General features: G+C 62.4%; 20 protein-coding genes. 17 read left to right on the forward strand and 3 right to left on the reverse strand.

Annotated elements, in window-relative coordinates; all coding sequences use genetic code 11:
• The first annotated feature begins 11 nt into the window (after positions 1 to 11).
• The 3 genes from flgK to ACOAP0_RS06890 are packed head-to-tail and all read left to right on the forward strand — an operon-like array spanning position 12 to position 4,537.
• A complete protein-coding gene (gene flgK / locus ACOAP0_RS06880) occupies positions 12 to 1,982 on the forward strand; it encodes a flagellar hook-associated protein FlgK (RefSeq protein WP_087495246.1) in 1,971 nt (656 codons plus the stop codon).
• 19 nt (positions 1,983 to 2,001) lie between these two features.
• On the forward strand, positions 2,002 to 3,312 hold the full coding sequence (gene flgL, locus ACOAP0_RS06885) for a flagellar hook-associated protein FlgL (protein WP_498375054.1): 1,311 nt from the start codon (positions 2,002 to 2,004) through the stop codon (positions 3,310 to 3,312).
• A gap of 4 nt (positions 3,313 to 3,316) precedes the next feature.
• On the forward strand, positions 3,317 to 4,537 hold the full coding sequence (locus ACOAP0_RS06890; protein WP_498375053.1) for an HDOD domain-containing protein: 1,221 nt from the start codon (positions 3,317 to 3,319) through the stop codon (positions 4,535 to 4,537).
• Between the two features lie 15 nt (positions 4,538 to 4,552).
• Here ACOAP0_RS06890 and ACOAP0_RS06895 read toward each other — a convergent pair whose 3' ends face one another.
• The 3 genes from ACOAP0_RS06895 to ACOAP0_RS06905 form a co-directional block, all read right to left on the reverse strand.
• Positions 4,553 to 5,845, reverse strand: a complete 1,293-nt coding sequence (locus ACOAP0_RS06895) for a cyclic di-GMP phosphodiesterase (RefSeq protein ID WP_498375052.1) — start codon at positions 5,843 to 5,845, stop codon at positions 4,553 to 4,555.
• Positions 5,846 to 6,073: 228 nt separating this feature from the next.
• Positions 6,074 to 7,699 (reverse strand): methyl-accepting chemotaxis protein, encoded by a 1,626-nt coding sequence (locus ACOAP0_RS06900; protein ID WP_498391513.1) that lies wholly within the window; start codon positions 7,697 to 7,699, stop codon positions 6,074 to 6,076.
• A gap of 74 nt (positions 7,700 to 7,773) precedes the next feature.
• Positions 7,774 to 9,231, reverse strand: a complete 1,458-nt coding sequence (locus ACOAP0_RS06905; RefSeq protein ID WP_498375051.1) for an aminotransferase-like domain-containing protein — start codon at positions 9,229 to 9,231, stop codon at positions 7,774 to 7,776.
• A 110-nt stretch (positions 9,232 to 9,341) separates the two neighbouring features.
• Between ACOAP0_RS06905 and ACOAP0_RS06910 the strand changes: the two genes are divergently transcribed.
• The 14 genes from ACOAP0_RS06910 to ACOAP0_RS06975 all read left to right on the forward strand — a co-directional run bounded on the left by ACOAP0_RS06910 (position 9,342) and on the right by ACOAP0_RS06975 (position 20,631).
• A complete protein-coding gene (locus ACOAP0_RS06910) occupies positions 9,342 to 10,268 on the forward strand; it encodes a DMT family transporter (RefSeq protein ID WP_498375050.1) in 927 nt (308 codons plus the stop codon).
• A complete protein-coding gene (locus ACOAP0_RS06915) occupies positions 10,265 to 10,882 on the forward strand; it encodes a LysE family translocator (RefSeq protein ID WP_498375049.1) in 618 nt (205 codons plus the stop codon). The genes ACOAP0_RS06910 and ACOAP0_RS06915 overlap by 4 nt, the downstream gene beginning before the upstream one ends.
• Positions 10,883 to 10,892: 10 nt before the next feature.
• Complete coding sequence (locus ACOAP0_RS06920; protein WP_498375048.1) at positions 10,893 to 11,222, forward strand: DHCW motif cupin fold protein; 330 nt, start codon at positions 10,893 to 10,895, stop codon at positions 11,220 to 11,222.
• A gap of 50 nt (positions 11,223 to 11,272) precedes the next feature.
• Positions 11,273 to 12,499: an aminotransferase-like domain-containing protein gene (locus ACOAP0_RS06925; protein WP_498375046.1), complete on the forward strand. Its 1,227-nt coding sequence runs from the start codon at positions 11,273 to 11,275 to the stop codon at positions 12,497 to 12,499.
• Positions 12,500 to 12,501: 2 nt separating this feature from the next.
• On the forward strand, positions 12,502 to 13,125 hold the full coding sequence (locus ACOAP0_RS06930; RefSeq protein ID WP_498375045.1) for a glutathione S-transferase family protein: 624 nt from the start codon (positions 12,502 to 12,504) through the stop codon (positions 13,123 to 13,125).
• 31 nt (positions 13,126 to 13,156) lie between these two features.
• Positions 13,157 to 14,029: a PhzF family phenazine biosynthesis protein gene (locus ACOAP0_RS06935; protein WP_498375044.1), complete on the forward strand. Its 873-nt coding sequence runs from the start codon at positions 13,157 to 13,159 to the stop codon at positions 14,027 to 14,029.
• Between the two features lie 16 nt (positions 14,030 to 14,045).
• Complete coding sequence (locus tag ACOAP0_RS06940) at positions 14,046 to 14,984, forward strand: PhzF family phenazine biosynthesis protein (RefSeq protein ID WP_498375043.1); 939 nt, start codon at positions 14,046 to 14,048, stop codon at positions 14,982 to 14,984.
• On the forward strand, positions 14,981 to 15,646 hold the full coding sequence (locus tag ACOAP0_RS06945; protein ID WP_498375042.1) for a LysE family translocator: 666 nt from the start codon (positions 14,981 to 14,983) through the stop codon (positions 15,644 to 15,646). The genes ACOAP0_RS06940 and ACOAP0_RS06945 overlap by 4 nt, the downstream gene beginning before the upstream one ends.
• A 25-nt stretch (positions 15,647 to 15,671) precedes the next feature.
• On the forward strand, positions 15,672 to 16,646 hold the full coding sequence (locus ACOAP0_RS06950) for a threonine dehydratase (RefSeq protein ID WP_498375040.1): 975 nt from the start codon (positions 15,672 to 15,674) through the stop codon (positions 16,644 to 16,646).
• A 97-nt stretch (positions 16,647 to 16,743) separates the two neighbouring features.
• Positions 16,744 to 17,385, forward strand: coding sequence for a diguanylate cyclase (locus ACOAP0_RS06955; protein ID WP_498375039.1), 642 nt, complete (start codon positions 16,744 to 16,746; stop codon positions 17,383 to 17,385).
• Between the two features lie 147 nt (positions 17,386 to 17,532).
• On the forward strand, positions 17,533 to 17,853 hold the full coding sequence (locus ACOAP0_RS06960) for a co-chaperone GroES (RefSeq protein ID WP_498375038.1): 321 nt from the start codon (positions 17,533 to 17,535) through the stop codon (positions 17,851 to 17,853).
• A gap of 33 nt (positions 17,854 to 17,886) precedes the next feature.
• Entirely contained in the window at positions 17,887 to 19,509 is a 1,623-nt protein-coding gene (gene groL, locus ACOAP0_RS06965) for a chaperonin GroEL (protein ID WP_498375037.1), read from the forward strand.
• 149 nt (positions 19,510 to 19,658) lie between these two features.
• Entirely contained in the window at positions 19,659 to 19,868 is a 210-nt protein-coding gene (locus ACOAP0_RS06970) for a hypothetical protein (RefSeq protein ID WP_498375036.1), read from the forward strand.
• Between the two features lie 94 nt (positions 19,869 to 19,962).
• Complete coding sequence (locus tag ACOAP0_RS06975) at positions 19,963 to 20,631, forward strand: histidine phosphatase family protein (protein ID WP_498375035.1); 669 nt, start codon at positions 19,963 to 19,965, stop codon at positions 20,629 to 20,631.
• The last annotated feature ends 89 nt before the right edge of the window (positions 20,632 to 20,720 follow it).

Here is a 20,720-nt window from a genome sequence, read left to right on the forward strand (position 1 = left end):
AGCGACGGACCATGAGCATTCTCAACATCGGCACCCGCGCCCTGCAGGCCAACCAGATTGCCCTGCAAACCGCTGGCAACAACATTGCCAACGTCAACACACCCGGCTACTCCCGCCAGAACGTCGTCCTCAAGGCGGTGGAAGGCCAGTTTTCCGGTGGTGGTTATGTCGGCAAAGGCGTCGAGGTCCAGACGATTCAACGCAGCTTTAGCGCGTTTTTGACACGCCAAGCCACGCTGGCCAGTTCCACGCAAAGCGCAGATGTGGTGCGCTCCAACAACCTGAAGCAACTGCAAGATATTTTTTCCGGCGGCAGCGACGGCCTGGGCGCATCCATCAGCGACATGATGAATGCATTCTCCGATGTGGCGAGTTCCCCCTCCGACCTGACTGCCCGTACCGTGGCGCTCACCCGCGTCGATGAAACAGCGGGGCGCTTCCGTGCTGCGGCTCAAGCCTTGGACGACCTCCGCCCCAGCGTGACGCAAGAGCTCAACCAGATCGCTGACAAGATCAACAACCTGGCCACCGGCATTGCCAGCGTCAACGACTCCATCGCCAAGGCACGAGGCAATGGCCAACCACCCAACGATATGTTAGATCGGCGGGACCAGCTGATTCGCGAGCTGAACCAGTATGTGCAGACGACCTCCATTCCCGCTACAGACGGCACTGTCGGCATATTCATCGCCGGAAGCCAACCGCTGGTTCTGGGAACCAATGTGTCTCCGGTATCCATCATCAATGATGACTTTGGCGACCCCCAGTTGAGCAAGTTGGCTATCGAGCGTGATGGCAAACTGGTGCCCTTGGATGACCAGGCGCTGGGAGGTGGTGAGGTGGCAGGGTTGATCCGCTTTCAGAACAGTGATCTGGTCGAAGGGCGCAACCTGTTAGGACGCCTCACATTGGCGATCACCACAGCCATGAACGAGCAACATGCCTTGGGGCTGGACTTGGATGGCAACCCCGGCAGCAATTTGTTCTCGCAAATCGACATCAACACCACTGCGAACATACGGGTCCCGCAGGCTCCTGCCATAGTGAATACAGGAACCGCATCGCTGTCCCTGGGCATTTCCGACGTCACCAAGTTTGCCGCTTCCGATTACGAATTGACCTACACCTCCAGCACCTCCGGCACGATTGTCCGCAAGTCTGACGGCCAGGTCACCAGCTTTCCCCAGTCCCCCGCTCCGGCAGCCCCCGCACTCGCCGTCGTCGACGGTCTGGTGTTTAACCAAAATGCAGGCACCGCAAACTTGGGCGACCGCTACCTCTTCAAGCCCTACGCCACGTCAGTCAGCAACATCTCCCGTGTATTTTCAACACCGCGCCAACTGGCAGTGGCCAGTCCGGTCGCGGGAGCGATGGGAACTACCAACAAGGGCAGCTTGCAACAGGTATCCCTGACCGCGTTGAGCAATAACCAATCTGCCACGCCCCATGCAGCGGTCAAGCTCACATTCACCAGTGCGACCACCTATACCCGCAGTGATGAGTTGCCCACAGCAAACACCACCACCTATACGTTCGACCCCAATACGCCGATCACCGCAGTGGACCCGTTGGCTGACTGGAGTCTCAAGCTGACCGGCACTCCACAGGCCGGCGACACGTTCACAGTTGTCGATGTCAAAGATCCGGCTTACAAACTGGACATCAAGCTCAACAGCGGAAACGCGACGGCCCTCATGAAGTTGCGCGACAAACCCATGTTCGACGGCGCAGTGCTGACCGATGGCTATGCCAGCGCCATCTCTCAAATCGGCATACGCACCCAAAGTGCGGGTTATGCCGCTGAGGTATCCAGCTCCATTGCTGCCAACCTCGAGAAAGATCGCACTGCGGTTTCGGGGGTCAACCTGGATGAGGAAGCCGCCAAACTGATTCAGTTTCAGCAGGCCTACCAAGCTTCTGCCAAGATGATCCAGATTGCGCAAAACATCTTCGACACCCTGATTCAGGGTCTGGGCCGCTAAGGCCTGAAGGAGTTATTCCATGCCCGTCAACCTATCCCGTCTCGCCTCCGCCAACGCTTACGACAATGCCTTGAGCAACTTGTCGAAGCGGCAAACTGCACTGTCGAACCTGCAGGAAAACTTGACCTCCGGCAAACGCGTCGTCCGCCCCAGCGACGACCCAACCGCCGCAGCCCAGGCCGAGCGCTCTCTCATGCGACTCTCTCGCATTGCGACCGATCAACGGGCGCTCGAGGTGCAACGCAACACCATGGCCAATGCAGAAAGCACTCTGGGCGATGTCGTCGACGCCCTGCAGCAGTTCCGCGAGCTGGTGGTGAGTGCGGGCAACGGAAGCCATACCGCTGCAGAGCGCCAAACCATTGCGAACCAGTTGCAAGGTTTGCGTGAGCAGATACTCGGCTACGCCAACCGCACCGACACCAACGGCCAACCGCTGTTCGGAGCGCTGGCAAGTGCCTCGGTACCGTTCACCGGGCCCACCGCTACGGCGCCCGACTACACCTACAACGGCCTTCCCGGACAGACTGCCACCAGCGAAACCGCTATTGCGAGCAGCCTGGATGGTGAAAGTGCTTTCATGCACCAGCCTGCCCGCGACGGTGTGTACAACGTCAGCATGACGACCATCCCTGCCGGGCGCTCCCTCAGCACCGGCAACGTGTCGGTGACGGACTCCAGCTTGGTCACCCGCGCAACCTACAAAATCACGTTCGGGCCGGTGGTCGCGGGCGCCACTGCAGGCACCAGCTCGACCAGTTACATCATTGAAGAAATCCCTGCAACTGGTGACCTGCCGACCTTCCCCGGCCCGCCCTACCAGGTCGGACCGTTCACCGTGCCGGACTACCCCTCCGCCAAGCCTGTGTCGGTACTGATTGCAGACCAGGTCGGCCCCCCCGCCATCACCGGCATGCCCGGTCTCTCTCTCACCATCACGGGAACACCTGCGGCCGGTGATGTCATCACCGTGGACCCCAACCCCAGCATCTTCAGCGTGATGGACGATGCCATCCGGGATATTGGCGGTGCGGTCAACGCCAACGCGGCGAGTCAAGCCGTGGGGCAAGCCATCTATAACCTTGATATCGGCATGAACCGGGTCTCGGCCATCCGGGGGCAGGCCGGCGACTTGCTGAACCGTGCAGACCGCATTACCTCCAACCAGGAAAGCCGCAGCATCCAGCTGGAGGCAGACCGTTCGCGCGCAGAAGACCTGGACATGATCAAGGGTGTGGCGGACTTCCAGAACCAGCAGACCGGCTACCAGGCCGCCCTGCAGTCCTACGCGCAAGTGCAGAAGTTGTCGCTGTTCAATTACATCAGTTGATGCCATGAGCAGCTCGGTACTCGGCAGCATCACCATCGGCTATGAGCCGGTGTGGGACCAGTGGCGCAAGCGCATCGGCGTGCGCTTATGGCTGGACCCTGAGAGCAGCAGCGCAGTGGATGCCAACCACCTCATCGAATCCCTGCAAGAGCTTTGGCCGGCGCCCCGCGAAATCTGTCTTCTTCATCCCCGGGCACCCGGGTTGCTGTCTGACCTGTTGGAGCACAGCACCGCGTCCAACATCTGGTTGGAAGTTCCGCACGCCTGGTTAGGCGATGCGCTCCTGGCAGGTCGGGTGCGCAAGGCACAGCAGCGCGGCGTCAAGCTGGTGTGGAGCGGCGAGCCTGGGGATCACCCCACCGAAGAGTCTGCATCCTGGTTCCATACGGCCATGCTGTCGCTCACCGCGCAGGACGCACTCGGTGCCTTGCGCGCAGCACTGCGCCAAAGCCATGACGGCGGCAACCACGGGAGTCGACATACGCAAAGCCCGGTGCACGCGGGGCAGTTCTACGAGTCCCTGGCCAGCCAAGCTCTGGTGGAGCATGCCTTGGACCAGCAACATGTGCGCGGCGTAGCCGGCTGGCCCTCGGAAGAGATGCTGTATGCCTACCGCTACCGCCAGATCCTGCCCGCACGTCAGGCGCTGCTGGACCTGGTGCACGCCATCGATGCAGATGAGTCGCTGGAAGCCCTGGAGCACACCATGGGCAATGAGCCCCTGCTGTGCTACCGCTTTTTGCGCTTTGCGAACTCAGCAGCTTTGAGCTTGCGCAGCGAAATCGGCAGCCTGCGCCAAGGCTTGATGACCTTGGGCTACAGCCGCTTACGGGCCTGGCTCATGGAACAGTTACCGCATGCGAGTGCGGATACCAATCTGGACCCCATTCGCCACACCATGGTGCTACGTGCACGCATCATGGAGCGGCTGGCCGATGCGGGTGTGGAAGACGACCTGCGGCGGGAGGTTTTTCTGTGTGGGGTGTTTTCGCAGGTGGACCTGCTACTGGGAGAAAACCTGGGCGCTGCACTGCATCGCCTTCCCTTGCCGGGCCGCGTCGCCTCGGCGGTGGTGGGGCGCACCGGCCCTTACGCACCCTGGCTGGAAGTAGCGGCAGCGCTCGAGGGGCGGAACACCAAGGTCATCCGCGAGGTCTGCAAGGCCCACCAGATTCCGGCCGACGAGGTCAACCGGGCCCTGCTGCGCAGCTTGAACGCAGGTTGAATGCCCGCTGCAGATTTAGTTCTTGGTGTCGTCCACCGAGAAGAAGTAGGACAAGCGCTGTTGCGGGTTGAGCCACTCAAACACATCCAGCGGAAGCGTTGAGGGACGGATCGCTTCCACGATCTTGATTTCCGATTCACCCGCCAAATCAATGGTGGGCGCATCGTCTTTGGACACCTCTGGCGAATACAGCAACACCGTCGGCTTCAGCGAGTTTGCTCCCGGGGCAATCACCAGCGCCAAGGAGCCGTCGCTCAGTTGCACCGCAGTTCCCGGCGGATACACGCCCAGCAGCTTAATCATGAGACTCAGCAACGCTTTGTCCAAGCGGGTGGACTCGTTGCGGAACATGGTGGCAAGTGCTTCAGCCGGCATCATCGGCACGCCCTTGGGCATGTCCGGAGTGCACAGGGTGTCGTAGCGGTCCACGATGGCGAGAATGCGCGCGCCTACGCTCAAGGCCTCGCCTTTTTTGCCGCGGGGCCAGCCTGTACCGTCCATGGCTTCGTGGTGGTCCGCAATCATTGCCAATGCTTCTGCACTGAACGCACCGGATTCATCCGCAAACCGGGTACTGAAATCCACGTGCTGGCGGAAGAAGTCCTCTTCATGCTTCTTGCGCTGGGGGTTCTTCAATATCTGGGGAGGAATCTGCGATTCACCCGCGTCGTGCGCAAGGGCGGCCAAGGCCAGATCGGCAAGCGCACGCTCATTCATGCCGGCCTTCTTGCCGACCAACATGGCCAAAGTCATGCAGTTCAGCGCATGGAACTGGGGGCCTTGTTCTTTCTTGTCACCCAGCAAATGCAAGAGCACCTCCCGGTTTTTGGACACCAGAGACGCGGCTTCTGACGACAGATCCATCAGCTGTTTGCCCGCCACCTTCGGGGAACGGGGCAGCTCATTGAGGGCTGCTTTGGCGGCTCGTGCCGCATTCCCCCATGCCTGATCAGCCCGCAGAGCCGCATCACGCAGGGCTTTTTGCTTGGCAATTTTGGCTTTTTCCAGCGCCTGCATCTCGGCGATCAACGCGGCCTTGGCAGCCCGCTCTTCTGCGGCTTTGGCTTCGTCCTCCGACGGGGGTTTGGGAATCAGAGGACCGGGCTGAACGGTGCTCTCTTCGCTGTAGTAGTACAGCTTACCTTCCACATCCAGCGACTGGATGATGGAAACATCCTTTGCCGTCTTGACCATGAAACGGCTGGTGAAAAACGGATGCTCGTCCCATGTCAGGTCCAACCAGACATAGAGCCCGATCACGACCTGCGAAGCATCAATCGGAACCGGCGTACCAAGCTTTTTCCACATACTCACTCATGTTTAAAAGTACTTACTCAGGCGAGTTTAACTATTAAACACAAGATGCACACACGCTCGGGTGCTACAAAAGGGCGAGCAAAGGCCCCTTGAATCAAGAATGTGGTTTTTTGGGACGGCGATTCACACGGTTTTGCGACCTCTACGCCCAGTTATGCATCAAATCACGCGTTGGCGCCCGTAGTTTCTGCGCGAGCAGCTCCTGAATTCATAGCGTCTTCAAGCCATGCCCAGCCGGAGGTTGGACACCGTGCGGTGGGCATGCTTCAAGCCCATTTCCGCATCCAGTTTGAAGATCGCGACGGTATCTACCAATTCCTGCGTCTGGTGCTGCAGGTTCTGGGATGCGGCAGCGCTCTCTTCCACCAGTGCTGCGTTCTGCTGCGTGGTTTTGTCGAGCTGGTTCAGTGCCTCGCCGATCTGAGAGATGGCCTGGTCTTGCTCGAAGCTGGTGTGGCTGATTTCGCCCACGATGTCGCCCACCCGCTTTACCGCGTCCACCACTTCCTGCATGGTGATGCCTGCGCGCTCCACCAGGCTGGAGCCCTCCTCCACCTGGTGCACGCTGGCACTGATGAGGGTTTTGATTTCCTTGGCTGCTTCGGCGCTGCGGCCCGCCAGAGATCGCACTTCGCTGGCCACCACCGCAAAACCGCGGCCCTGCTCGCCGGCCCGGGCGGCCTCCACCGCCGCATTCAGCGCGAGGATGTTGGTTTGGAACGCAATGCCGTCGATCACGCTGATGATGTCGTTGATGCGGCGGGAACTTTCATTGATCCCCCGCATGGTGTTCACCACTGCGGACACCTCGTCCCCACCCCGGCCGGCGACGGTGGACGCCGTCTTTGCCAACTCATTGGCGTGGCCTGCGCTTTCAGTGCTGCGCCGGGCGGAACCGGTGAACTCTTCCATGGTGGCGGCAGTTTCTTCCAGCGCGCTGGCTTGTTCTTCCGTGCGCTGGCTCAGCTCCATACCGCCCACCGCAATCTGTTCAGCACCGGTGGCAATGGAATCAGAAGCACCTCGCACCCGGCTCACGATCTCCACGAGGCTGGCTTGCATGGTCGCCATGTAGGCCAGCACACTGCCGGCTGGCGCAGTCTGCAAAATGGGCATGGTCGTGAGGTCGCCCTCGGCCACCCGCTGCGCGGCCAGATTCAGCTCGGCCGGTTCAGCCCCCAGCGCGCGGGTGAGGTGCCGCACCACCACCCAAGCCACCATGCACGCCACCACCGTGCCCATGATGGACAAGCCGATCAGCAGGTTGCGCAAGCGCGCGAAATCGGCCTCGGAGGCAGCAATGGTTTCCAGCGATGCCCTGTGACTGGCTTCGCCAAACGCATCCACTTTCTGGATCAGCGCCTTGAGCAATGGCCGGCATTCGCGGGAGAGCTTGGCGCTGGCTTCGTCCTTCTGGCCTTTGCGCGCCAAGTCCACAATCGACAAGGCTACCGGACCGTACTGGGTTTCCACTTTGGCGATGTCGGCGGCAAGCGCCCTCGCTTCGGCTGTCACGCCTTCATCGCTCATGCGGGCCAGCAAGTCGGCGATGCGTTTTTGCACCTCCTCGTGTGCTTTCACCACGACGCCGTATTCCTCATCGCGGTCAGCCGCGGTATCGACCAACAGCAGGTTCCGGGCCGCTATGGCGCGCCGCTCCACCGCGACTTGCACTTCCTCTGCCAGGGTGTCGCGGGCGTTGCTGCCGTGGATGAAGTCCTCCATCTCCTCATGCGCTTTGTCTGCGGCATAGAGCCCCAGCCCTGAGGCGGCAACCAGCAAAAGCACCAGAGTGCCGAAGGCGAGCGTCAATTGCGCTCGAATAGTGAGTCCGCGGTGCTGGATAAGCGCTCCAGTACGTTTATGCGCAAATACTAAATAATTTTTCTGTTTTTGACAATTATTTGTTTTAATTAATTTTATCGATTTTTCTCATCCCGCAGCCGCGCAAATGTCTTCCAGAACTGCGCTTCCTGGGTTGACGCAAAGTTGATGCGCATGAGGCTGCTGGGCGTGCGCCGGGCGTGGAACAGGGCCCCGGGTGCGAGCAGGTAGCCCTCGTCCAGCATGCGCTGGCTGAGAGCATCGGTGTCCACCCCCGTCTCGACCCAGCCGAACAGGCCCACCGGGTCCGATGCAAACGTGCAGCCGTGGGCCAGCGCGAGCTTCACACTGCGGGCGCGGGCAGCATCGAGTTGGGTGCGGATGCGCTCGGCATGCCGGCGCAGCTGGCCCTGGTCTATGCACCAGGCCATGGCCTTCTCCAATAGCGCAGGCGTGGTCAGGGTGGAGAGCAGCTTGGTATCCAACAAGCGCTCGGCCAAGTCTTTGGGAGCGGCCATGTAGCCCACGCGCCAGTTGGGCGCGAGGATCTTGGCAAAGCCCGCCACATAGATGGTGCGCTGTAGCCCGTCCAGCGCGCACAGGCGGGTGGCATGGTCCGGGGCGAAGTGGCTATATGTGTCGTCTTCGACAATATGAAAGTCGTGCTGGTTCGCCAACTGCAGGATGCGGTACGCGCTGCTGGGCGAGAGGCAAAAGCCGGTGGGGTTGTGAAACACACTCACGCTCACAAACAGCTTGGGCTTGTGCACCTCACAGTACTTGGCCATCACCTCGAGGTCCGGCCCGTCGGCCCGGCGCGGTACCGGCAGGATGCGCATGCCCAAAGCATCCAGCCGGGCAAACTCCACCGCCCAGCCGGGTTCTTCGACCATCACATAGTCACCCGCGCGCAGCAGGGTGCGGCTCACCACGTCCAGCGCATGGGTGGCGCCCATGGTGGTGATGATCTGCTCCGGCGGGGCATGCACTGCCAGCCCCGCCAGCTTGGTGGATAGCGCACGGCGCAACCCGATGTCGCCGGCCGGCTCGCCGTATTGCAACGAAAAGGCGTTCAGCGCTTCCACGCTGCAACTGCGGCGCACCGCTGTGGCCAAAAAGGTGGTCTCCAGCCACTCCTTGGGCAGCACGCCCATGCCGGGCTGGGGCTTGTTGCTCACGCCGTGGAACATGCCACGAATCAAGGCCGTCGCATTGAGCGGCGCACGCTGGCGGGGCATGGTCAGCATCAAGCTGCCACCATCTGAGCCGGCCTCATTTGCTCCTGAAATCATAGCTTCCCGCGCACTATCCATAGGCGCCAGGGGCACATCTCTTACATAAAAGCCCCGATTGCGGCGCGCCTCGATCAGGCCTTGCGCCAGCAGCTGGTCATAGGCGGTCACCACAGTGGACGGGCTCACCTTCTGCTGCTGGGCACACAGGCGCACCGAGGGCAGGCGAGCACCGGGCGCCAGCAAGCGGTCGCGGATGCGTTGGGCGAACACAGCGCATAGCTGCTCAGCCAGGGTCTGTGCGGCAGTTTTCATCAACATGGGCGGACTCTCCGGGCAAGGCTGTAACGGTGGTGCCAGCAATACAGATTGCAGGCTGTTTAGCAAAACTGTACTGCAACTGTGCTGTTTTTCAAAGTACAGTGAATCGCATGAATTCCAAAAACGAAACACGCGGCCTCTGGCTGGGCTTGCTGGGCGTGGCGATCTTTGCCATCACCCTGCCCATGACCCGCCTGGCCACCGGCACCGCCGACGCCCCCCAGCTCTCGCCCTGGTTTGTGACGCTGGGTCGCGCGGCGCTGGCCGGCGGTTTGTCGATCGTGTTTTTGCTCGCCACCCGTTCGCGCTGGCCCACACCGGGCGAGTGGCGCCCATTGAGCATTGCCACGCTGGGCAACGCACTCGGTTTTCCAGTGCTCATCGGTTACGCACTGCGCACCATCAGCGCCAGCCATGCCGCCGTCATCATTGCCTTGCTGCCGCTAGCGACCGCCGTAGTGGCCGCCATCGTCATGCACCAGCGTGCGCGGCTGGGCTTCTGGCTGAGTGCTTGCATAGGCGCTGCGCTGGTGGTGGGTTTTTCGCTCTACCGCGCCATGCAGCACAGCGCTGGCATGGCCCTGGAGTGGGGCGATGTGCTGATGCTGGGTGCCGTGGCGTCCGCGGCACTGGGCTATGTGTATGGCGCCAAGGTCACGCCCACGCTGGGCGCGGAACAAGTCATTTGCTGGGTGTGCGTGCTGGCACTCCCCGTCACCCTGCCGGGGGCACTGCTGACCTGGCCGGAGCACAGCATCCGCGCCAGCTCTTGGTGGGCGCTGGGCTACGTGGGCGTGTTCTCCATGTGGGCGGGCTTCTTTGCCTGGTACCGCGGCCTCGCATTGGGCGGCACGCTCAAGGTCAGCCAGATACAACTGCTGCAACCGTTCTTGAGCATTCTGGCGGCTATCCCTCTCCTGGGTGAGTCGCTCGATCTGGTGACTGTGGGCTTCGCGCTTGCGGTGGTGGCTACGGTGTTCATCGGCAAACGCTTTGCATCGGGCGCACCACCTGTGCCGCAAGGAAAGTCGCCATGAACACCGACACCCTGTTCGCCGCCGGCTTGTTCGCGGTAGTCAGCTCCGTCACACCCGGGCCCAACAACACCATGCTCATGGCCTCGGGCGTGAACTTCGGGTTCCGCCGTGCGCAGCCGCACCTATGGGGCGTGAACCTTGGATTTACGTTCATGGTCTTGTGCGTGGGCTTGGGCCTGCACTCGGTGCTGGACCGGTTTCCGCAGTTCTACGAACTGCTGCGCTACGCAGGCTCAGCCTACATGCTCTGGATCGCCTGGAAGCTGGCCAGCGCCCGGCCGGCCCCTGCTGCAGACACTGATGGCGGCAACACACCACCCACCATCCAACCCATGGGCTTCTGGGCGGCGGCCGCTTTCCAGTGGGTGAACCCCAAAGCCTGGGTCATGGCGGTGACCTGCATGAGCACCTACCTGCCGCCCAACGCCGGCATGGCGCAAGTGGCACTGCTGGCAGGCCTGTTCATGGTGCTGGGAGCACCCTGCTCCGCTTTCTGGGTGGGCTTTGGCCAAGCCATGCGCGGCCTGCTGCAAGACCCGCTACGCCTGCGCATCTTCAACATCACGATGGCGCTGGCCCTGGTGGCCTCGCTCTACCCCATGCTGACAAGCTGAAAGCCGAATCATGGAAATGCACAACATCCCCTTTGGCACCACCGACTGGTCCGCCATACCGGCCGAAGAAAAAAGCGCCATGGCCGGACGTGCTCTGTGGCGCACACAACACTTTGGCAGTGTGCGGGTGCGCATGGTGGAGTACACGCCGGGCTATGTGTCAGACCACTGGTGTGTAAAAGGGCACATCCTGCTCTGCCTGCAGGGCGAACTGCACACGGAACTCGAAGATGGCCGGACCTTCACGCTGCGTCCCGGAATGAGTTACCAAGTGGCCGACAATGCCGAACCACAGCGCTCTACCTCACCCATGGGCGCCACCCTGTTTGTGGTGGACTGAGTGACCTATCGATTCACAACACAAAGACACTGTATTTCTCTGGAGACTGTATGACCCACTGGACCCTGGCCGAACGTGCCGCCAAGATGAACCCCTCGGTAATCCGCGAGATCCTCAAAGTGACCGAGAAGCCCGGCATCATCAGCTTTGCCGGCGGCCTGCCCAGCAGCAAAACCTTCCCCGTGGCCGAGTTTGAAGCCGCCTGCGCCAAGGTGCTTAAAGACGACCCCGCAGGCGCGCTGCAGTACGCAGCGTCCGAGGGCTACGGCCCGCTGCGCGAACTGGTGGCCGCCCAGCTCAAGGCGCAAAGCGCCGCCGCCGGCGTGACCTGGAATGTGGACCCGGCACAGGTGCTCATCACCACCGGCTCGCAACAGGGCTTGGACCTGGTCGCCAAAATCTTGATCGACAAAGACAGCAAGGTGCTGGTCGAGTCCCCCACCTACTTGGGTGCGGTGATGGCATTCACCCCCATGGAGCCAAACGTGGTGAGCGTGGCCAGCGACGCCGAAGGCATCGACATTTCCGACCTGGCCACCAAGTCTGCCGACGCCCGCTTTTTGTATGTGTTGCCCAACTTCCAGAACCCCACCGGCCGCAGCATGACCGAGGCGCGCCGCGCGGCCCTGAGCGCTGAAGCCGCCCGCAGCGGTCTGCCCATCATGGAAGACAACCCCTATGGCGACCTGTGGTTTGACCAGGCCCCGCCCGCTCCCCTGACCGCACGCAACCCCGAGGGTGGCATTTACCTGGGCTCGTTCTCCAAGGTGCTGGCACCGGGCTTGCGCATGGGCTTTATCGTGGCACCCAAGGCGGTGTATCCCAAGCTCTTGCAAGCCAAGCAAGCGGCGGACTTGCACAGCCCCGGCTTCAACCAGCGCCTGATTTTTGAGGTGATGCAAAACGGTTTCCTGGACCGCCATGTGCCCACCATCCGCAGCCTCTACAAAGCCCAGCGCGACGCCATGCTGGAAGCGCTGGCCAAACATTTCCCCGAGTCGCAAGGCCCGGACTCTGCCAATGCCGACAACACCTTCACCTGGAACACTCCAGCCGGTGGCATGTTCTTGTGGGCGCGCCTGCCTGCCGGCATGAACGCCGTGGACCTGCTGCCCCATGCGGTGGACAAGGGCGTGGCCTTTGTGCCCGGCGCGCCGTTCTACGCCGGCAATGCCGACGCCCGCGCCATGCGCCTGAGCTTTGTCACCCCCAGCGTGGAAGAAATTCACCGCGGTGTGGCCGCGCTGGCCGAAGCCATCCACGCCCAAAGGAGCTGAACATGACGGTCCATATCTGGGGGCGCCTGAGTTCGCTCAACGTACGCAAGGTGGTGTGGGCCGCGCAAGAAACCGGCGTCACCTTTACCCGCAGCGATGCGGGCATGGCCTTCGGGGTGGTCAAGACCCCCGAGTACCTGGCCATGAACCCCAATGCGCTGGTGCCCACGCTGCAAGACGGCGACTTCACGCTCTGGGAGAGCAACGCCATCGTGCGCTACATCTTTGCCAAGTACGGTAACGAGCAGCTCTACCCCCAGGACCTGGCGCAACGCTTTGACGCCGAGCGCTGGATGGACTGGCAGCAAACCACCTTGAACCGCGAGAGCGGTGGCGCGTTTCTGCAGTGGTTCCGCACGCCGGCTGACAAGCGCGACCCGGCGGTGATTGCCCGCTCTACTGCCGCCACCGAGCCGGCCATGGCCCAGCTCAACGACCACTTGGCCACCCGCACCTGGATGTGCGGCGAGCACTTCAGCATGGCCGACATTCCGGTGGCCTGCGATGTGCATCGCTGGTTCGCCCTGCCGCAGCCCCGGCCTGCTTGGCCCCACCTGGAGCGCTGGTTTGCAGCCATCCTGGCGCGCCCGGCCACTCGCGGTGTTTTAGATCTTCCACTTTCATAGGCTTTATTCGTTTCACACAGAAAGGCTCCTCGTGCCCCAGTTCCGCCCCTTTGCCCAAGTCGATGTGTTCACTGCCCAGCCGTATCTGGGTAACCCGCTGGCCGTCGTGCTCGACGGCAGTGGCCTGAACGATGCGCAGATGCAGGGCTTTGCACGATGGACAAACTTGAGCGAAACCACCTTTTTGCTGCCACCCACCCCCGAGGGAGCGGCGCAGGGTGCGGATTACCGGGTGCGCATCTTCACCCCCGGCGGCGAGCTGCCCTTTGCAGGCCACCCTACGCTGGGCAGCTGCCACGCGTGGCTGGAGGCCAGTGGCACGCCCAGAGCCAAAGACCGCATCGTGCAAGAGTGCGCCAAAGGCCTGGTGCAGATTTGCCGCGATGGCAGCCGCCTGGCGTTTGCCGCCCCCTCGTTCCAGCGCAAAAACCCCAGCCCTGGATTGCTGGCGCAGGTGGCCCATGCGCTGGGCCTGAAAGCCAAGCAAATCATCTCGGCCCAGCACCTGAGCAACGGCACCGACTGGCTGGGCGTGCTGGTGGACGACATGCAGTCCGTGCTGCAACTGCAGCCCGACCACCCCGCGCTCAAGAATTTAGGGGTAAAAGTGGGTGTAGCCGCCGTGGACAGTGCGCGAGCAGCTCCTGATTCGATAGCAAGCAAGCTGGAAGTGCGTGCCTTTGCCGCACTCAACGGCATCAACGAAGACCCGGTCACCGGCAGCCTCAACGCCAGCTTGGCCCAGTGGCTGATTGCGGACGAATACATGCCCGCCAGCTACGTGGTGCACCAGGGCACCTGCATCCAGCGCGAAGGCCGCATCCACATCCGCCAGGACGCCAGCGGCCAGGTCTGGGTGGGCGGTGACTCGGTTACCTGCATACGCGGCAGCGCCACCCTGTAACCCGACGAGATAGCCCATGACCCCACGAGCCTACCAACAAGTCGACGTCTTCACCCGCATCCCCTACCTGGGCAACGCCTTGGGCGTAGTGATGGACGGCAGCGGCCTCAGCGACGAAGAGATGCAGGCTTTCGCCCGCTGGACCAACCTGAGCGAGACCACCTTTCTGCTACCCCCCAGCCCCGCAGCGGCGGCCCAAGGCGCGGACTACCGGGTGCGCATCTTCACCCCCGGCAGCGAGTTGCCGTTTGCAGGCCACCCCACGCTGGGCAGCTGCCACACCTGGCTGCAAGCGGGCGGCACGCCCAAGGCGGCTGGCACCATAGTGCAAGAGTGCGCCAAAGGTTTGGTCAAGCTCAAACGCGACGGCACCCGCCTCGCCTTTGCCGCGCCCAGCCTGCAACGCAGCACGCCCGATGCGGCGCTGATCGCCCGGGTGGCTGCGGCCCTGGGCCTGCAGGCGCAGCAGATTCTGGCTGCCCAGTGGCTCAACAACGGCCCCACCTGGCTGGGCCTGCTGCTCGACAGCATGGACACCGTGCTCAGCCTGCAGCCCGTCGCCGCCGCACTCCAAAGTTTGGTGCCTGGTGTGGGTGTAGCCGGCATGGACAGTGCGCCAGCAGCTCCTGATTTGATAGTGCGCAGCAACCGCGAGGCGCGGGCCTTCGGTAGCCGCGACGCTGGCGCCAGCACCGCAGATGACGATACGCCCTCCGTGGAGGTGCGCTTTTTCGCGCCCGACATCGGCGTGCTGGAAGACCCTGTCACCGGCAGCTTCAACGCCAGCCTCGCCCAGTGGCTGATTGCCGATGGCATCGCCCCCGCCCGCTACGTGGCCGCCCAGGGCACCTGCATTGGCCGTGCCGGCCGTATCTTTATTGAGCAAGACGCGCAGGGCCAGGTGTGGGTGGGTGGCGATTCGGTTACTTGCATTGAAGGAAAGGTCACACTGTGACTGCGCCGCTAGATGCGTGGCTGCATGCTCCCTTGGCCGCGCAACTGGCGCTGGCGTGGACCACCTACCTGATAGGCACCGCCAGCCCCGGCCCGAGCAACATGGCCATCATGGGCATGGCCATGAACGCCGGGCGCCGCCCCGCGCTGTGGCTGACCCTGGGCATTTTGAGTGGCTCCTGGTTCTGGGGCGTGCTGGCAGCACTGGGCATCTCGCAGCTACTGGCCAGCTTCGGCGCCGGGCTGATCGTCATGAAAGTGTTGTGCGGTTTGTATTTGCTGTGGCTGGCCTTCAAGTCAGGCCGCTCGGCCTTGCAGCCCCACGCCTCTGCGGCATCGGCCACACCGCAGGCGGTGGATGCGCGCAGCCTCTATTTGCGTGGTTTGGCCATGCACCTCACCAACCCCAAAGCCGTTTTGAGCTGGCTGGCCACGGTCACGGTGGGCATTCCTGCCGGCGCCTCGCCGCACCTGGCCTGGGTGGTGGTAGGCGGCTGCATGGTCATGGGAATGGGCATCTTCGGCGGCTATGCACTGGCGTTTTCTACCCCGGCCGCACGCCGCGTCTATGCCCGTGCCCGCCGCGGTCTGGAAGGCCTGCTGGCCGCCGTTTTCGGCATGGCCGGGCTGCAGCTGCTGCGCACCAGCACCCACGCCCATTGAAACCCCCACTGCTTCAGGACCCACCATGACTGCCAACGCCCTACTCCCCACCCTGCAAGACATCGAAGCTGCGGCCCAGGTGGTGTACCGCGAATTCGGCCCCACACCGCAGTACCGCTGGGGCCAGCTCTCCAGCCTGCTGGGCGCGACCTGCTGGGTCAAGCACGAGAACCACACGCCGGTGGGCGCCTTCAAGATCCGTGGCGGCCTGACCTACTTTGACCAGTTGGCCCAGCGCGGCGCCATGCCCGCCGAAGTGGTGGGCGCCACGCGCGGCAACCACGGCCAAAGCGTGGGCTGGGCCGCACGGGCGCACGGCGTGCCCTGCACCATCGTGGTCCCGCACGGCAACTCGGTAGAAAAGAACGCCGCCATGCGCGCACTGGGCGTCACCCTCATCGAGCATGGCACCGACTTTCAAGAGAGCCGCGAATTCGCCATCCAACTGGCCCAAGACCGTGGCGCCCACATGGTGCCCAGCTTCCACCCCGACCTGCTGCGCGGCGTGGCCACCTACTGGTGGGAACTGCTCAAGGCCGCGCCGGAGTTGGACGTGATTTATGTGCCCATAGGCCAAGGCTCCGGCGCCTGCAGCGCCGTGGCTGCCAAACGCGCGCTGGGCCACCGGGCCCGCATCGTGGGCGTGGTGAGCGCACACGCCACCACCTATGCCGATTCATTCGCAGCCGGCAAAGTGGTGGAGGCGCCCGTGACCACCCAACTGGCCGACGGCATGGCCTGCCGCGTGGCCGACCCCGAGGCGCTGGAGATATTGATGGGCGCCATCGACCACCTGGTGCAAGTGACAGACGCCGAAGTCGCCCAAGCCATGCGCGACATCTTCGCCTGCACCCACAACGTAGCCGAAGGCGCGGGAGCTGCCAGCTTTGCAGCGGCCATGCAAGAACGGATTAGCCTGCCAGGGCAGACGGTGGGGATCACCTTGTGCGGCGGGAATGTGGACTCGGCGGTGTTTGCCGGGGTGCTTGCCAGTCGGTAGCTCCCAGCCACTCGGGAAGACCTCGGACAAGACACCCTGCAGTTGCACATCGCCACCGCTTGATGCAGAATTTTTTCTCCCGAGGAGGTTGTAATGGATGCAAATCTTTGACAAGGTCTTAGCGCAAATTCAGTCGGTGGGCTTGCCCGTTGTCGCGGTGTCCCTCACCGCAGTGCCACGCGCCAACACACCGGTTTTGCTTGCTGTGCACTGGCATGGTTTTGCCAAGCGCGACACGCCCCGCTCCCAGCCCACTGACCCGCCGCAGGACACGCTGGCCAGCATTCCGGGATCGGCCATGCAAATCAGCGAAGCGTGGTCGCGCATGTCGCACCTCGACGAGGCCATGCTCGGTGCCGCCTGGCGACTGGGGGCCTGGGATTTGGTGCGGGAAGAGCGGCGTGGCTGCAACACGGCAGGCGCCTCGGAGCAAGAAGCACTGGAGTGCCGGCAGGCGTTCGCAGACCACCCTTTCGGGGAAGACCCCGACGATTACATGCTGACCGAGGCCCCGGACCGGGAAGAGCTCATGCACCTGGGCGCACGGGTGGGCTACATACGCTGGCTATTCCGGCCGGTGAAAAACGGCTTGTGGCAGGAGACCGCCACAGACGACACCCTGCAGGCCGACGGAAGCCGGGAGCCCCCTTGTCCTGTGCCAGCCCGCCCGGCGGTAGGTGTGCGCCACGGCCTGACCCGCTACCACCTGGGGCATAGCAGCCGCATCGTGTTGCTGTAGGCCGGATGCAGGCCCTGTCAAAAAAGGGGCTTGAAAAATTTTCCTGAATCCCTATTTCCAAAATCGCTGATTCTTTGAGTCAGTCAGTCCCGCCTTCCCGGCGGGGCGAACTTACCCTTAATCTGATTTTGAATAGGAGATTTCATGATGGAAATTCGTCCCCTTTACGACCGGATTATCGTTAAGCGGATCGATCAACAACGACAGACCGCCTCCGGTATCGTCATTCCCGACTCAGCCACGGAGAAGCCCGAGCAGGGCGACGTAATTGCGGTGGGCACCGGCCGCCTTTTGCACGACGGCAACATCCGCCCGCTGCAGGTAGCCAAAGGTGACCGGGTGCTTTTTGGCAAATACGCCGGACAAACCGTGAAAGTCGACGACCAGGAGCTGCTGGTCCTGAAAGAGGAAGACGTGCTGGGCATCATCGAAGCCAGCCCCTCTGCATCCCTCAAAAAAGTCGCTTAAGCATCTGTATCAAGCATTCAAGGAGATTGAAAAATGGCAGCAAAAGAAGTCAAGTTTCATGACGGTGCGCGCACCCGCATTCTCAAAGGTGTCAACGTCCTGGCCGATGCGGTCAAGGTCACGCTAGGGCCCAAGGGGCGCAATGTGGTGATCGAAAAGAGTTTCGGGTCCCCGGTCATCACCAAGGACGGCGTGAGCGTGGCCAAAGAGATCGAGCTCAAGGACAAGTTCGAGAACATGGGCGCCCAGATGGTCAAGCAAGTCGCCTCCAAGACCGCCGATGTAGCAGGTGACGGCACCACCACGGCGACGGTGCTGGCCCAGGCCATCGTGAAGGAAGGCATGAAGTATGTGACTGCAGGCATGAACCCCATGGACCTGAAGCGCGGCATCGACAAGGCCACCGAAGCCGTGGTGGCCGAACTGAAGGCCTTGTCCAAGCCCTGCAGCACCAACAAGGAAGTTGCCCAGGTCGCAGCCCTGTCAGCCAACTCGGACAGTGCGATTGGCGACATCATTGCCAAAGCCATGGAAAAGGTGGGCAAGGAAGGCGTGATCACCGTGGAAGATGGCAAGAGCCTGGACAACGAACTCGACGTGGTCGAGGGCATGCAGTTCGACCGCGGCTTCATCAGCCCCTATTTCGTCAACAACGCCGACAAGCAGACCTGCGTGCTGGACGAACCGCTGGTCCTCTTGCATGACAAAAAAATCTCCAACATCCGCGATCTGCTGCCCGTGCTGGAAGAGGTGGCCAAGGCCGGCCGCCCCCTGCTGATCATTGCGGAAGACCTGGAAGGCGAAGCGCTGGCGACTCTGGTGGTCAACAGCATGCGCGGCATCCTCAAGGTCGCGGCCGTCAAGGCTCCCGGCTTCGGCGACCGCCGCAAGGCCATGCTGGAAGACATCGCCATCCTCACCGGCGGCACCGTCATTGCCGAAGAAGTGGGCAAGCAACTGGACAAGACCACGCTGGCCGATTTGGGCCGCGCCAAGCGGGTGGAGATCCACAAGGACACCACCACCATCATCGACGGTGCCGGCGACCAAAGCGCCATCAAGGCCCGCGTTGCCACCTTGCGTGCCGAGATTGAAAACAGCACCTCCGACTACGACAAGGAAAAGCTGCAGGAGCGCATCGCCAAGCTCGCGGGTGGTGTGGCCGTCATCAAGATCGGTGCTGCCACCGAAGTCGAGATGAAGGAGAAGAAAGACCGCGTGGACGATGCCCTGCACGCCACCCGCGCAGCCGTGGAAGAAGGCATCGTGCCCGGCGGTGGTGTGGCCCTGCTGCGTGCACGGGCAGCCATCAAGGACCTCAAAGGCGCGAATGAAGACCAGGACGCGGGCATCAAGATCGTGTTGCGCGCCATCGAGGAGCCCCTGCGTGCCATCGCCTTCAATGCGGGCGACGAGGCATCGGTGGTAATCGACAAGGTCCTCGCTGGCAAAGGCGCTTGGGGCTACAACGCGGGCACCTCGCAGTACGGTGACCTGATCGAGATGGGCGTCATCGACCCCACCAAGGTCACACGCACTGCGCTACAAAACGCGGCATCGGTAGCCGGCTTGATCCTGACCACAGACGCCAGCGTGGCGGAAGCGCCCAAGGAGGAAAAAGCAACGGCACCTGCAAGTGCTGACATGGACTACTAAACATCGGTCCTTACCGGCTTCGGGGTTCGTCCCCGGAGCCTTTTCAGGCGTTTTGCACCGTGTCCATGCATATGCGTAGTACCCCAATAAGCTCCCCCACCCCGCGAACTTCATTAGGCCTCTCGCAGGGCCCCACTTCTAACGCCTTCATGGCCGATACCGATATGGCACGGCTGTCTGACTGGTTCGACGGCAAGCTCGCTTTGAGCCGCTCCGAAGCGCACGCCCTGTTGGAGCGCGCCGTGGAGTCCGGCCGGCTGGCCCGGCACCGACAGGAGTTTGTTGCCGCCATCAAGGCTTTGGCCACCGGCCCTGGAAACTGGCCACACATGGGTTACCAGTTGCTCCCTGAGCACTGAACCTCTTTTGAATGGGGGCAATGCGCTCCTAATTTCATAGCTACTGTCGCATATTTAACAAGCGCCAGGTGCCGATTCGGCTTAAATCCTCGCCATGGGAAATCTCTATCTGGTGCGGCACGGGCAGGCTTCTTTCGGGGCGGCTGATTACGACAACCTGAGTGCGCTCGGCCACCGGCAGAGCGTGCGGCTTGGGGAGTACTTTGCGGGCAAGGGGCTGCAGTTTGAGGCGGTGATTACCGGCACGCTCAAGCGCCATGCCCAGACCTGGGCCGGCATTGCCCAAGGCGCGGGTCTCACGCACCAGGCACTGGAATGGCCGGGCCTGAACGAGTACGACAGCGAGGCGGTGATCAAAGCCATACACCCCGCCCCGCTGGAGAAGCCCGATACGCCCGAGATGTACCGCCACCACTTCCGCCTGCTGCGCGATGGCCTCACGCAGTGGATGAACGGGGTGGTTACGCCCCAAGGCATGCCCGCCTACAACGACTTTGTGCACGGTGTGACCAGCGCGCTCGACCATGTGCGCAAGTCGCACGCTGGCAATGTGCTGATCGTGAGCAGTGGCGGGCCCATCTCGACCGCCGTGGGGCACATCTTGGGCACCACCCCAGAGACTACCATCGAGCTGAACCTGCGCATCCGCAACAGCTCAGTCACGGAGCTGGCCTACACCCCCAAGCGGCACATGCTGGTGACCTACAACACCCTGCCCCACCTGGACGACGCGGCCTACGCCGACTGGGTTACTTACTCCTAGCCTTGTCGCCCCGGCGTCGCCTTTGTAACAAGAGATGACGGATTGGCATAGCTCGTGCTTTGTGCTCTGTGTTGGAACACACAGAGGAT

The sequence above is a fragment of the Curvibacter sp. Hmag1.1 genome (assembly GCF_059769165.1).